Origin of the sequence: Paenibacillus sp. FSL H8-0122 (assembly GCF_038005345.1) — a bacterium.
Taxonomy (GTDB): domain Bacteria; phylum Bacillota; class Bacilli; order Paenibacillales; family Paenibacillaceae; genus Paenibacillus_AQ.
Window position 1 is genome coordinate 2,840,755 of the sequence record NZ_JBBOTB010000001.1, and the last position, 13,549, is coordinate 2,854,303.

10 protein-coding genes are annotated in these 13,549 nt (G+C 55.1%); all 10 read right to left on the reverse strand.

Annotation, left to right across the window (positions count from 1 at the left end; genetic code table 11):
• Positions 1-10: 10 nt before the first annotated feature.
• Positions 11-1,567 carry a stalk domain-containing protein gene (locus tag NSS64_RS12495; protein WP_341140304.1) on the reverse strand — a complete coding sequence of 519 codons (1,557 nt, stop codon included), beginning with the start codon at positions 1,565-1,567 and terminating at the stop codon, positions 11-13.
• A 220-nt stretch (positions 1,568-1,787) separates the two neighbouring features.
• Positions 1,788-3,374, reverse strand: a complete 1,587-nt coding sequence (locus tag NSS64_RS12500; protein ID WP_341140305.1) for an FAD-dependent oxidoreductase — start codon at positions 3,372-3,374, stop codon at positions 1,788-1,790.
• Between the two features lie 27 nt (positions 3,375-3,401).
• A complete protein-coding gene (locus NSS64_RS12505) occupies positions 3,402-4,319 on the reverse strand; it encodes an ROK family protein (RefSeq protein WP_341140306.1) in 918 nt (305 codons plus the stop codon).
• Positions 4,320-5,073: 754 nt separating this feature from the next.
• The gene (locus tag NSS64_RS12510) at positions 5,074-5,907 is read right to left on the reverse strand and encodes a MurR/RpiR family transcriptional regulator (RefSeq protein ID WP_076075369.1); all 834 of its coding nucleotides are present in this window, start codon (positions 5,905-5,907) and stop codon (positions 5,074-5,076) included.
• Positions 5,894-6,601 (reverse strand): N-acetylmannosamine-6-phosphate 2-epimerase, encoded by a 708-nt coding sequence (locus tag NSS64_RS12515; protein ID WP_341142804.1) that lies wholly within the window; start codon positions 6,599-6,601, stop codon positions 5,894-5,896. The genes NSS64_RS12510 and NSS64_RS12515 overlap by 14 nt, the downstream gene beginning before the upstream one ends.
• A 379-nt stretch (positions 6,602-6,980) precedes the next feature.
• Positions 6,981-8,510, reverse strand: coding sequence for a DUF4127 family protein (locus tag NSS64_RS12520; protein WP_341140307.1), 1,530 nt, complete (start codon positions 8,508-8,510; stop codon positions 6,981-6,983).
• Positions 8,503-10,215, reverse strand: coding sequence for a beta-N-acetylhexosaminidase family protein (locus tag NSS64_RS12525; RefSeq protein WP_341140308.1), 1,713 nt, complete (start codon positions 10,213-10,215; stop codon positions 8,503-8,505). The genes NSS64_RS12520 and NSS64_RS12525 overlap by 8 nt, the downstream gene beginning before the upstream one ends.
• Before the next feature lie 18 nt (positions 10,216-10,233).
• The gene (locus tag NSS64_RS12530; RefSeq protein WP_081751222.1) at positions 10,234-11,052 is read right to left on the reverse strand and encodes a carbohydrate ABC transporter permease; all 819 of its coding nucleotides are present in this window, start codon (positions 11,050-11,052) and stop codon (positions 10,234-10,236) included.
• Positions 11,052-11,933, reverse strand: coding sequence for a carbohydrate ABC transporter permease (locus NSS64_RS12535; RefSeq protein ID WP_036727002.1), 882 nt, complete (start codon positions 11,931-11,933; stop codon positions 11,052-11,054). Before NSS64_RS12535 ends, NSS64_RS12530 begins: the two co-directional genes overlap by 1 nt.
• Positions 11,934-12,017: 84 nt before the next feature.
• Complete coding sequence (locus tag NSS64_RS12540; RefSeq protein ID WP_341140309.1) at positions 12,018-13,340, reverse strand: ABC transporter substrate-binding protein; 1,323 nt, start codon at positions 13,338-13,340, stop codon at positions 12,018-12,020.
• Positions 13,341-13,549 lie beyond the last annotated feature (209 nt).

Genomic DNA, 13,549 nt, shown 5'->3' on the forward strand with positions numbered 1-13,549 from the left:
TCCGGTTGAGTTAGTTCACTTGTATGCTTTTCAATATTTCATTGAATTCCGCCTTGGCTTGTTGGCTAATCTTTGCTGGAGAAGCTGATAGCAGAATATAGATTTCATTGTTTTTCTCGAATAGAATCATTTGAAAAATGAGTTTTTCATCTGCATCGCTCAAAGTATAGCTTAACTGCTTCGCATTGATTTTTCCTGCCTTTACGGACTGTTCCGTGATTTTCGATGCATTCTTGTCCGTTATATCTTTTTTGACAAAGCTAATATATTGTTCGAAGTTCATATCTAATGCACTCTTACTATAATGGCTAATAACCAGCATACTCTTCTCGGGTGAGATTAAGAGCAACTGGTGATCTACTGCATTCTCTCCAGAAGAAGTTACGTCACTCCAATCACTGTAGCCTGTGACTTGGATTTTTTTATCCTTCGTTGTAAAAGGCTGCTTCGTAGATATTATGGCGGTTTGAATCTCCGCGAGCCAGTTCACCTTCGCATCCACAGCTTCGCCGATGAAACGCAATGGAACGTAAGTGCTGCCTTTGATGTTAGCAGGAGCTACGGTCAGTTTTTTCTGATTGCCATTAATCTCAGCAGTAGTTGAACCCAGCTTAAGCTTGATCAGCGTACCGGGTTTGCTTCCTCTGATTGTTTGCGTTGTGGAATCCCATTCAACCTTCAGTCCCAATTTTTCAAAAATAGTGCGGAACGGAACCATTACAGATCCATTTTGCCGGATGGGTGGAGATTGGAATTTAATACTCTCGCCATTTAACTGCACCATGATTTCGTCAGGATTTGCAGGCGGTGTGGCTTCTTGGGTATCTTCATCAAGCACTTCGACGCCTTTGGCAGCGAGCTCGGTCAGAATTTTCTTTGCTCCTGCATTCAGAGGATTATTGCTGATTGAAACCTCCTTAAGCTTCGGAAGAGTGGTTAAGACGCTGATGTCCTCGACCAGATTATTATCAAAGTACAGATGCTCCAGTTCCGGGTGATTTCTTAGCGGTTCCAGAGACTGGATCTGGTTATCGCTTATGATTAACCAGTTCAGCTTGACCAACGATTGTATGGGCGACAGGTCCTTCAGCTGGTTGTTGCCGATTAACAGGTCTGTTAGATGGGTCAATCCTGCTAGTGCATCAAGCTTCTCTATGTTGTTTGCATCGAGATTAAGCTGCTTCAGTTGGGATAGTGCTTGCAGCGGCTCCAGCCCAGTGATCTGATTGTCGTTCAGAGCCAGGAAGGTAATTTTATGTAGATTTTGAAGGGGCTCGATGTTGGTAATGCCCAGCCCTGGGAGCATTAAGCTTTTTATATTAACAGCGTGCTCAAGTCCGCTAAGACTGTTAATTTTCTGCTCAGGATCACTAGGATAGAGGGAGGTTAGGGTCTGCAGATCTTCTTTGGTAAGGGGAGCGGCCGGCTTCTTAAGCTCGGCACGAATCGCCTGTTCCAGATTCTTGTCTGAGATTAGTGCGGCTTCTGCAAATACGGATGGAGTAGAAACGAAGCATAGCAGGAAAGCGAGTACAGTGGTGGATACAAGTTTGATTATCTTACACAAAATAAATTCACTCCTTGAAATGTCATAGTGACTTGATTCGACAATTGTCTACCATTTCCTTTAAAGAAGCATCTAAGGGATTACTCTACAAAGTATCCTTTGACAGGTATCATCTACTAAGAAGACCACACCAAAAAAGGCACCCCGCTGACGAGGCACCTTACCTTGAATGTGAGATTATAGACTATTGAGATAGACTGAATTACCGGAGAAGGTGCGCTTAAGCCTCCATCTCCTCCGGGGTCCAGTGCAGCTGAACACCGAGCGCAATCAATTGCTGCTGATAGGCCCTTAGATGTTCCGCTGATTCCCTGACTGCCGATGGTTCGACCTGCTGCTTGATGGCATAGGCCGTGAGGGTGCCCGCCGCTTCGCCGATATTCCATTCTGTGGGATGCAGGCGGTAGCAGCCGTTCGCAATCTGGGTCATGGATATGTTCTTGCAAGCCGGGAGCAGGTTCTTGACCCGTACCGGGATCAATGATCCGAGAGGAATCTCATAAGGATGGTTCGGGATATAAAAGGTACGCTGGCTCACTGTCGTGGGATGAAGATCCAGATGATAGCTGCCTACCCCTACGCTATCCTCATAACGCTTAGGCCCGGCCGGTCCGCGCAGCTCCTTGCTCACATCCTGCTCTGCTATCGTGTACAATCCGCGGATACGCCGGGATTCCCGGATATAGGGGGCCTTGGCCAGCCCGTCTTCTGTGCCGAGCACATCTCCGCGCAGGCGCACGCCCGGATAGCCCTGCCCGCCGTCCAGGCGGGGCGCTTCGGTCTGGAGCCAATACACGAGTGAGAGGGTAAGCTGTCTCGCCCCCTCCAGGTGCCGCTCCCGTTCCTCCGGCGATACGCCGATAATTGACCCGGCATAGTAATCGTTCAGTGCCCAGTTCAGCAGGGTGACTTCGCCGTCATTCAGCGGCTCTGTCCAGATGTCCGGGTCTACGATCCGCCGGTAATCCCACAGGGAGACAATCCCTTGCTCATTCGGGAACATTGTGAACTGCTTCAGCTTGCTAGTATCGTCTGCATCCGAAGCGAACCAGCTTAAGATCGGATACTGCGAGAACGATGGGACATATTCGCGCCAGTAATCATAATCTCTTGGACGCGGGATTGTATAGTCTCCACCCGGCACATAGTCCACCGCCGCCACGTGGGTAATCGACTGCATGTCGAGCGGGTCTGCGGCCTCCAGGGCGTGCGGCTCCCCTGTCTCACTGCGGGCTTCAGCGCCGCTGACATGCTCCACTCCGGCCAGCGGCAGCAGATCGCCACACTCCGTGGCATCCAGATAGTAGGCTCCCCGCAGCCTGATCAGGTCACTGCCTGTTCCCTGCCGAACGGTGATTCCAGTAACATAATCCCCTTCCGTATCGGCCGCGACTGGCACCGTATGATAGAGCACCTCGATCCGCCCGGTATTCACATACGGGGCAAGCATCTCCTGCAGAACAGCCAGTGCTACCTTCGGCTCATGTGCCAGCCGGCTGACCCAACCGTTGCCGGGATTCAGTATAGGATTGCTCCTGGAATCTTCTGTAAGCGGATAATTCCGCCTGTAATACTCCCTGACTCTGCTGCGGAACTCCCGGTAAGACGCGGTACTGCCCGATTCCTCAATCCAGCGGTGCTCATCCGGCGGCACGGCCTGGGAGGTCAATTGCCCGCCCAGCCAGTCCGTCTCCTCTGTCACAAGCACCCGCAGCCCGGCTTTGGCTGCGGCCAGCGCCGCCGCCGTTCCTCCAAGTCCGCCGCCGATAATTACTACATCCGAACGCTTCTCCTGTTCGCCAGCCATCTCTCCATCTCCTCCCTGCCTCAGCAGTTAGATCTGTCTTTCGCCTTCGTCCCGGCGCAGCCGTTCCAGAGCCAGCCGGGCCGCGCCGAAGCAGCCTGCCCGGTTGCCCAGCTCCGCTGGCACGATCCGGGCAGCCAAACTGCCGCCCGCCTGCCCAGCCAGCAGCGGCCACCAGACCGCGCGGCTCTGAATGACACCGCCGCCGATAATAATCAGCTCGGGGTCTACCGCCGCCCCGATGTTAGCTGTCACCAGCGCAAGATCCGCTGTGAAGCGCTCCAGCACCGCCAGCGCTGACGCGTCGCGCTGCTCCGCCGCCGCCATAATCTCCCGCCCGTGCGCATACGCCCGGCCGGTCTCCTCCAGTGCCAGCCGCAGCAGCGCCCGGCCGGACACATATTGCTCCGCGCAGCCGCGCTTGCCGCAATTACAGGGGCGACCTCCCGGCACCAGCACGCTGTGCCCCCAGTCGCCACCGCTCCAGGCGGCTCCGCGCAGCAGCCGGCCTTCCGCCAGATTAGCCCCGCCGACCCCGGTGCCCAGGGTCAGCATGACCAGGCTCGCCCTGCCGCGTCCCGCGCCCAGCCAGGCCTCGCCCAGCAGCGCCGCGTTGGCATCGTTATCGGCCGCCGCAGGCCGTCCGAATGCAGCTGTTGCCCACTGCGTAAGCTGCATCCCCTGCCAGCCAGGCAGATTATCGGTGGCGTAGACCACCTCGCCCGTATCCGCATTCACCCTGCCCGCCGAGCCAATCCCCAGCGCTTCCACCGCAGGATGGCCAGCCAGCAGTTCCTCCACCAGGCTGTGGAGCTGGCCGAGAATAACCTCCAGGCCCAGCCGGGCCTCCGTGTCTCGCCCGGCTTCCGCCAGAATCGTTCCCGCTTCATCGGTCACAAGCCCCTTGATGCCTGTCCCCCCGATGTCCACACCTATGACTTGCCGCATTCGCACCACCTCCACTACTGCGTCTGTACCACACGGAAACGGCGCTGCCATCCTTGTAGGATAGGTACCGTTTTAGGGCTTAAGTTTCAGCTCATAAGTGACACCTCATATATCTCCATTCGCCTGCTATCTGACGGCATAGAGCATAATCCCTGAGTAACAATACACTTATAATCGGTTTTTCGATTAGCATTCCGCCGTCCGCCCTCTCACGAGTGCATTGTAATCGGTTTTTCGATTACATCTGACCGTCCGCCCTCTCACGAGTGCATTGTAATCGGTTTTTCGATTACATCTGACCGTCCGCCCTCTCACGAGTGCATTGTAATCGGTTTTCCGATTACATCTGACCGTCCGCCCTCTCACGAGTGCATTGTAATCGGTTTTCCGATTACATTCCGCCGTCCGCCCTCTCGCGAGCGCATTGTAATCGGTTTTCCGATTACATCTGGCCGTCCGCCCTCTCACGAGTACATTGTAATCGGTTTTCAGATTACATCTGACCGTCTGCCCTCTCACGAGTGCATTGTAATCGGTTTTCCGATTACATTCGACCAACACGCCGCCCCAGGCTCCAATGTGTTCGGTTTTCCGCCTGCATGCCTCTTTCTCACACCCCTACCTCGACAGACGAACTCAACGCCCCCTATATCACCCACGCTGTTCCCTTAACCGGAATGTAATGCATAATTCACTATCCCTTCATTTCTCCCAGTCGTTTCATTTCTCCCTACCGCTTCATTTCCCCCGCACCCTAGTAAATCCGGTCAATGACCGCCCGGGCGGTCACCTCCTTCATCCTCTTGGTCTCTTCGGCATGGAGCTGCTCCAGTCCCTGGCAGAGCAGGTCGATAATGAACAGCTGGGAGACCTTAGCCCCTACAGAGCCGCCTTCCAGCGGGGATTCCTTCCCGGCTGTCAGCAGCACAATGTCGGCAATGGAAGCAATCGGGGACTTGGCATAGTTAGTCATGGCAATAACTTTGGCCCCGTTCTGCTTGGCCTTCATCAGCATGTCATTCGTATCCAGTGTGCTGCCTGATACACTGATGCCAAATGCCACATCGCCCGCCCCCATCGTCACCGCCATCATCGACTGAATATGGCTGTCGGAATTGGCTTCGACACGCCGCCCGATCCGCAGGAAGCGGTTCTTGGCGTCCAGTGCCGTAATCCCGGAAGAGCCTACGCCGAAGAACTGGACATACCGGGCCTGATCCAGAGCGTCTACCGCCTGCTGCAGCTGCTCCCGGTCCAGCATCCCGAGACTGGATTGCAATACACCAACCATTAAGTCATACAGGTGGTCGGCGTAATCCCCTCCGCCTGCCCCCTGCTCGCCATCCGCCAGAGTCTGCCGCTTGGGCAGGCCCTGGGCCAGCATCAGCTTGAAATCCTGATAGCCCTTGAAGCCGATTTTGCGGCAGAAGCGCATCACCGTGGTCTCGCCCGTTCCGGCGAAGTCGGCCAGCTCAGTCACAGACAGATAGATCAGATTATCCGGATGCTCAAGCACACACCGGGCTACCTTTTGCTCAGACTTGGTCATGGACGGGTAATACGTGTTGATCCGGTCATTCATTTCCATTACGGTTCATCCTCACTTTTCTCGCCGCTGCTGCGAACGGCCGGGTGATCAGCTGCGGCCGGGTAATTGCGGAGCCTACCACCACCGCATAGGCCCCCAGGTCCAGCGCTGCCTCCACTTGGGCGGGCTGGCTGATCCGGCCTTCGGCAATGACCGGAATCTTAAGCTGCTGTGCAGCCTGCCCCAGCAGCTCCAGATTCGGCCCTTCCTGCTGGCGGGAATACGGTGTATATCCCGACAAGGTGGTTGAGACGCAGCTGACTCCAAGCGACTCAGCGTATAGCGCTTCCTCCAGAGTGGAGATATCTGCCATGGAAGCCGCCGGGCTTGCCGTGAGCAGGTCTATGATCTGCTCCAGTGTACAATTCCCCGGCCGGGTCTGCCGGGTCCCGTCAAAAGCTATAATATCCGCCCCCGCTTCCAGCAACTCCTCAGTCTCTCTAAGCGTAGGGGTAATATAGACGTCCGAATCCGGGTAATTGCGCTTCACGATACCGATCACCGGCAGCGCAACTGCCTGTTTGATCGCCCGCACATCTGCCGCCCCGTTCGCCCGGATGGCGATGGCCCCGCCTTCCGCTGCCGCCACCGCCATCCGGGCCATAATCTCCGGCCCGTGCAGCGGCTCGTCAGGCAGCGCCTGGCAGGATACAATCAGCCCCAGATGCAGTTTTTCCAGTATATTTTTGCTCAGGGTCCCCACCCTCTCTCCTTATATTCTATATCCATTGAACAAGTACAACATCAGAATTCAACTAGTAAGAATTACTGTAACCAGCCGCATGCCAAGGGCTTGCGATGCCCCGTGTAAGGTACACGCGATATGCTTAAGTGCATTCTGTACAATTAAATCATCTGATGTTCGGCCTATGATCCGTTTAGCTGTATTTTGTACATTTAAAATGCCTGCAGCGCCTGTGTTTTGGCTCATTTGGGAAATTTAGTTGTACAGACTACATTTAGAGGAGTATATCCTTCTATTTCATTGTTTTTAATTGCACAGAATACACCTATCTCTGAATGTTCGCTTCAATTGTAAATGAACCATTCAATGGATAGAGCCAGCCCTGCCCTCAGGATGGCACATACTGCACAGTTAAGCCCACCTCGAACATCCGGTTCCATGGCATATAGCAGTCGGTGATCTTAACGCTTCCCGATGGACTGTCGATCCGTACAGTCAGCTCCTCACTCAGCCGTTCCTGTACACGGGCAGCCACGCGGCCGCGCGGTCCGTCCAGTTCATATTTGCCATAGCCCATCTCCTGCACCGGGCCCTCACTAAGCTCTCCGCGCACTACTGAACAATAGCATACATCCTCGGCATAGCGGAGCGCCAGGAAATCCAGATGTCCTTGTGTACGTCCGTAGATCAGATAGATCATCGCCTGCGAGATTACGGTTCCAAGCGAATTGGAGCTGGTATTCCAGGCAGCGTATCCGGCCAGATCGAACAGGAGGTTCTTCTGCCGCAGCATCTTAACCAGCTTCTGGTCACCGCCATTGGCATACCCCACATCTGCTACAGCCACCGGTATCTTCCGGTCAAGAAGCAGATACTCCCCGTACTCTACAAGTTCCATCAGGTTCCGGTATACGTCATAACTGTGAAAAGCATGCTTCTGCGACACCGCCTCCTCCATCGTCTCACCCGGCGTGCTGACCAGCAGAACCAGATCTGCCTCGGCAGCACTGGATGCGATCAGCCCCCCGGCGGCCAGGATCTGATACTTCAGCGTCTCATAGAAAAAGCGGTCCTCGAACAGCGGCGTCACGAATGCCCCCTGCACAGCGGACAAACGCGGGTAGATCATCGGCCTCCGCCCTTCGGCCTTGTTCAGCATCCGGGCGAGCAGCGTGCAGCCCACCTCATCCGCTCCCGGATACATATAGACCTTAAGCTCCAGATCAAGCACACTAATCCTCGCCCGCACCTTCTCCTGGTCCTTGGCGGTATGCCCATATGGCGCCGAATCATCCTGCGGAACAATCATGAAGTCGATCACCCCGTCCCGGACCAGCTCCAACGCCTGCTTGTTCGCTTCAATATTTATCGCCCGGCGGCCGAGATAATCCTGCAGCACCTCGGCTGGAAGCCGGTGATCAATATCCGCCAGCTCACGAATCTCCTCATCGGTGGCGATTCCCAGCTCCAGCCGGTGGCCGATGAAGCCCTTGCGGAAAATCTCCCGGCCCCAGTCGGCATAATAATCCGGTTCCTCGTCTGATAGAGAATACTGCGGACAGCGCATAATCAGCTGGAACGCATACAGCTTAAGCTGCGGATAACGCCGCCGGATCTCCCGCAGCCGCTCCAGGCGCGCAGCCAGCACTTCAAGCTCCAGCTGGTGCAGCCGCGAGGGAATAATGCCGCCGTAGAGCAGCGTATCCAGTGCGACCACCGCCCCATCTGCCCCTTCGCAGGCAGCCTCGAACCAGGACCATAGCTGTTCAACATCTCCAGGGCGTTTCTTCAGCCCCATAATCCCGGCGGGCGGACGCTCTACCCTATAATCTGTTCCCTGAGCCAGCAGATAAGGGAATTCATAATTGCAGGGCCGCTCATCCAGCGGAACCAGAATCAGCTTATGGTGCTTAGACATGCTGGTCCTCCTCCTTTGTCTCCTTCTCCATTTCCGGCAGCTCGATCCCCAGCGCCTCAGCCGCACGCACAGCCGGATCACTGCCGAGCCGCACCCCGTAGCTGCGGCAGGTCTCGAGCCGCTGGAGCACCTCCGCCTGTGCCTGCGGATTCAGCGGGTCCTCCAGTTGTCTGCGCACTGCCCGCCACAGCGCTGCATCCCCGATACCCCGGCGCAGCCAAGGCCCAGCTTCTTCAATAAACTTGGCATTCTCTAATCCGCCAAGCCGCACGGCAGCCTGCTCCAGCCGGCTGAAATAAGCATCCAGCCGCTCCAGATCGCGCTCCTCCAGCGCATCGTCCAGCTCCGGGTAGCCGCCGGAATACAGGCGACTGTTCAGATTTTGGCGGCAGAAGAACATCATGTCCTCCGCAAGCTCCCCGGCGAATTCACGCACGGACAGCTCCCAGGACAGCTCCGGCATGTAACGCTCGCTGTTCCACATATAATGGGCCATCGTGTTAAGCGTGATCTTGGAGCATTCCCACTGATTCATCGGATTGGCAACGACCGCTGTATGCCCGTAATTGCCGAGCCGGGAGCTGCGCCCGCGCACCGGATCGAGGAACAGCCGGTCCTTATCGCAGTCATTCACCGGAATATTGTCCCACAGCCACAGCTCATGCCCGTAATAGCCATGGTTATCCTCCGCATGCCCCCGGCCAATTTCCGGAGCGAAGACGAAATAGCCGGTCCAGAACACTTTGACAGCGGGATGAAGCTGCTCCCGGATATCCTTTTTGTACTCCGTATTCCAATACGACCAGTATTCCGAAGGACACATAGCCAGGGTGAAGTGCGGCAGACATCCAGCTAAGTATTCATAGACCCGGTTCGTCACATAGGCATGGGCGGTCCCGGAGCGCTCCAGGAACTGCTTGTTGTCGCCTTGGAGCACATAATCTATGTCATCCATCAGCAGGGCGAAATGCCGCACTCCAATCGCGATCATCGCGGCCAGCTTCTCTTCCAGCCTAGCGAAGTCCTCCTTGCTGCGGAATTCCAGATCATTGCCCGGGCTAATACAATAGTAGAAATCCACCAGATGCTTGTCGCATTCCTGTTTAAGGTCATGAATCCTGGTGAACACATCGTCCGGGTACGGCTCACGCCATAGCTTCCGGTGATAAGGATCATCCTTCGGCGCGTACATGAAGGCGTTCATCCGGTGCCCGCTCATATATCTGACCGAATCCATCCGGTCCGCGAAGCTCCATGGCACGCCATAGAAGCCTTCAATAATGCCCCGCACCGGAAAAGAAGGCTCATCCTCCACCGTAACCACCGGCAGGCGGCAGCAATCCTCCTCCACGGTCAGGAGCATTGTCAGCGCATCCAGCCCGTACTTCAGTCCCCGCCGGTTAGAGGCAGCGACAACAAGCTTTGCATCCTCTCCAATCACCAGCCGGTATCCATCCGCAGCAAGCCCGCCGTCATACTCCAGCATCAGCTGCGCATTCCCCTTATCAGCGGTGGCTACGCCCGGTCCGGCCGGCTCCAGAATTACGATTCCTGCTCCTTCAGTAAGCAGCCCGTTAACATCCTGATTCATCGCATACCGCGAAGCCAGCTCACAGCGCAGCTGCGGGCCCTCTACCACCAGCTCTTTCCCTTGCGTATAATAGTCGCGGAACAGATATTGGCAGTCCCGTAACGAGATTCCCATTGAGTTATGCCTCCTTAGTTAGCCTTTTATCGCGCCGGCAATCCCTTCCATATAGTACTTCTGCGTGAACAGGAACACGAGGATGATCGGCAGCACCGAGATCATGGTTCCGGCGGCAATCCAGCCGAAGTTATAGGAGAATTGCCCGTTCAGATACGTAAGCGCCGCAGCGAGCGGATACTTCTCCGGGTCCTCCAGGACGACAATCGGCCACAGGAAGTTGTTCCAGAACGCCATGACCTCCAGTAATCCAATTACCGCAATCCCCGGCTTGACGAGCGGCATGACCAGTTGAATGAAGATGCGCAGCTCGGAGGCTCCGTCCATTTTACCCGAATCCCGGATATCTGCCGGAATACCCAGGAACGTCTGCCGCATCAGGAAGATATTGAACACGGACACCGCTGCCGGAAGAACAACGCCGAAGAACGTATTGCCCAGCTGAAAAGCCTGAATCGTCAGATAATGCACAATCATAGCAGTTGCCGACGGAATAATCATGGTCGAGATCAGCAGCGTGAAGACCAGGTTCCGGCCCTTGAACCGGAAGGCCGCCAGCGGGTAAGCCGTCAGACAGGATAGAATAATGTTGAACACGACTCCCAGCAGCGTGATGATGACCGTATTCAGAATGTAACGCGGAAAATTCATGAAGTTCCACACCTGCACATAGTTATCGAACGCAATGAAGGTGGGCAGAATGGCCGGCGGGTTCGCAAACACGTTGCGCCCCGGCATCAGCGAGACGCTGAGCAGCCACAGGAACGGCCCCATCATGAACAGGGCAAGCAGGATCAGCAGCAGATAAGTGATTAGAACACGCAAGCTACGCGGCATCAATAGGAATTCACCCCGCCTTTCCGGTTCAGTCTGAATACGAGTACACTAAGCGCTCCCACCATCACACTGACGATCAGCCCGAGCGCCGAGGCATAGCCGAAATTGAACTGCTCCAGCCCTTTTTGAAAAATATAGACGCTTGAGGTCAGTGTGGACGTCCCCGGTCCGCCCTTGGTCAGAATGTAGACCTCATCGAACACCCGGATCGCGCCCATCACCGAGATCAGCGTGCAGAACAGAATATGCGGGCGCAGCAGCGGCAGCGTCACATGTACAATCAGCCGCAGCGGCCCTGCACCATCCACTCTTGCCGCCTCATACAGATCTGCAGGAATGCCTTGAAGCCCGGCCAGATAGAGCATCATGTAATAGCCGAGGCCCTTCCACATCGTAATGAACATTAGAACATACAGCGCCGTGCTGCTCGTCGATAGCCAGGAGACCTGCTCACTGATAATCCCTGCCTTCAGCAGCAGGTAATTGACAACTCCGTTATTGCCGAGCAGCCAGCTCCAGATCAGCGCCACCGCAACCATCGAAGTGACGACCGGTATATAGTAGGCGGCCCGGAACATTTTGACTCCAGGAATCCGGCTGTTGACCAGAATCGCCATTAAGATCGAAATGATCTGGATCACCGGCACAATCAGCACATATACCAGTGAATTCCACAGTGAAATCAGGAAATTATGATCCTGGAAGGCCCGGGTGAAGTTCTCCAGACCTACATAATTCGTCTCGGTAATGACAGAATAATCTGTCAACGAGAGCGGTATGCCGTAAATAATCGGCCAAAAGGTAAACACCGCCAGAAACAGCAGCCCCGGCGCCATAAACGCCCATGCGGTAAAAGATTCGGACCGAAACCCCTTGTACACCTGCTACACCTCCCACTCCTTTAAATACCTCAAAATATATCCATTGGGGGAGAAACTCCCCCTTATCGGCTATGCTTCAGCAGCTTAGGAACCCTGACTGATAATAGTATTGACTTCCTTCTCCACCTTGTTCAGCGTCTCCTTGATATCCGCGCCGTTCATCAGAATCTCCTGCAATCCCCGCGCCAGCGCAGAGTTGATATCTGCGGCGCTTGGAACGCCGACCATGTAATCGGTAGCCTTATCCAGACTCTGCGAGGAAGCCACCTTCGCTTCAGCTTCCAGAGAGCCGTCAGACTCGGTGAAGAACGGATCCTGAATGGACGCCTTGCTCGATGGCAGCGTGTTGGCGGCCTTGGAGAAGGCTGTCTGGTTCTCGGCATTCGTAAGGAAGGCAGCGAATTCCACCGCCTGCTGCGGGTTCTTCGACTTCTGTGGCACGACCAGATTCATCGAATTGGAGAGACGCAGGTTCGCCTTGCCTGTCGGCAGCGGGACAGCAATGGTGTTCTTGTAGACATCCGGCGCGGACGTCTTGATGAAGTTGATGAACGTTGGACCAGACAACTGGAAGGCTACCTGCTCACCGGAGAAATACTGAATCTGCTTGCTGAAATCCGCGTCCTCCTTGAGCACTACCCCTTCCTTCATCAGGTCGCGCATCTGGGTAATCATCGCCTCTGCTTCCGGCGTATTGAAGGCGGCGGCTGTCTTGTCCTCATTCAGGATTGAGATGCCGTCGATGGGGAACAGCTTGGAGACCAGCTGCTGGGCATACCCGGCTGCTCCGGTCTTCTCATGAACCTGACGCGCCCACTCCACCAGCTCATCGCGGGTCTGCGGCGGGTTCGCAGGGTCGAGGCCCGCCTTCTCCACCAGCTTCTTGTTCATGAACAGCACTTCTGTGCCAGTGTACCAGGGAAGTGCATAAGCCTTGCCATCGAATACAGTGGAATTATAAATTCCCTCGAAATAACTCTTCGCCTGCTCATCCGTCAGATACTCGCTCAGATTCAGCAGCGCTCCCTTGCTGCCTAGCTGGCTGGCGAACTCGGTGTTCAGATTCACGACATCCGGGCTCTTGCCGCTGGCCGTGCTGGTCAACAGCCGCTGCGAGATGGCATCATAGGGATAGTCCTTCCACTCCACCGTTACTCCGGGGTGGCTGTCCTCATACTGGGTGATCAGATTATTAAAGTAATCATTGAACGTCGGCTGAAGTGCAATCGTCCAGAATTCAAGCTTCACCGGCTCCGCCGCAGCCGTAGCTTCAGCGCCCGTGCCGGGTTCTCCGGTGCTTCCGGCATCCGGTGTCCCCTTCGTATTGCCATTTCCTCCGCAAGCCGCAAGCAGCATAGACATGGTCAGCAGCAGCGATACTGTGAAGCCCTTTCTGTTAGTTCCCACACCACATTCCCCCTCAGATTAAGTGTAAGGCGAGCGCCCTTCCCGCGTCAGGTTCCTGACTTATTGCTCCCTCTTTGCAATGAGTATATCAGAAATTTTAAATAAATGAAGTATTTTTCCTAAAATAAATTAAAAAAAGAAATAATTTTTCTTTTTTTTCGCAAAACAGCCTCCGCCAATACCGGAAGCATCTTCCCGGCAAGCGGAGG

What these genes read in the sequence shown, in the direction of transcription:
- NSS64_RS12505 (WP_341140306.1), bottom strand. Translation starts at nt 4,319, where the DNA reads ATGCGGCAAGTCATAGGTGTGGACATCGGGGGGACAGGCATCAAGGGG.
- NSS64_RS12525 (WP_341140308.1), bottom strand. Translation starts at nt 10,215, where the DNA reads ATGGGAATCTCGTTACGGGACTGCCAATATCTGTTCCGCGACTATTAT.
- NSS64_RS12520 (WP_341140307.1), bottom strand. Translation starts at nt 8,510, where the DNA reads ATGTCTAAGCACCATAAGCTGATTCTGGTTCCGCTGGATGAGCGGCCC.
- NSS64_RS12500 (WP_341140305.1), bottom strand. Translation starts at nt 3,374, where the DNA reads ATGGCTGGCGAACAGGAGAAGCGTTCGGATGTAGTAATTATCGGCGGC.
- NSS64_RS12510 (WP_076075369.1), bottom strand. Translation starts at nt 5,907, where the DNA reads ATGGAAATGAATGACCGGATCAACACGTATTACCCGTCCATGACCAAG.
- NSS64_RS12530 (WP_081751222.1), bottom strand. Translation starts at nt 11,052, where the DNA reads ATGCCGCGTAGCTTGCGTGTTCTAATCACTTATCTGCTGCTGATCCTG.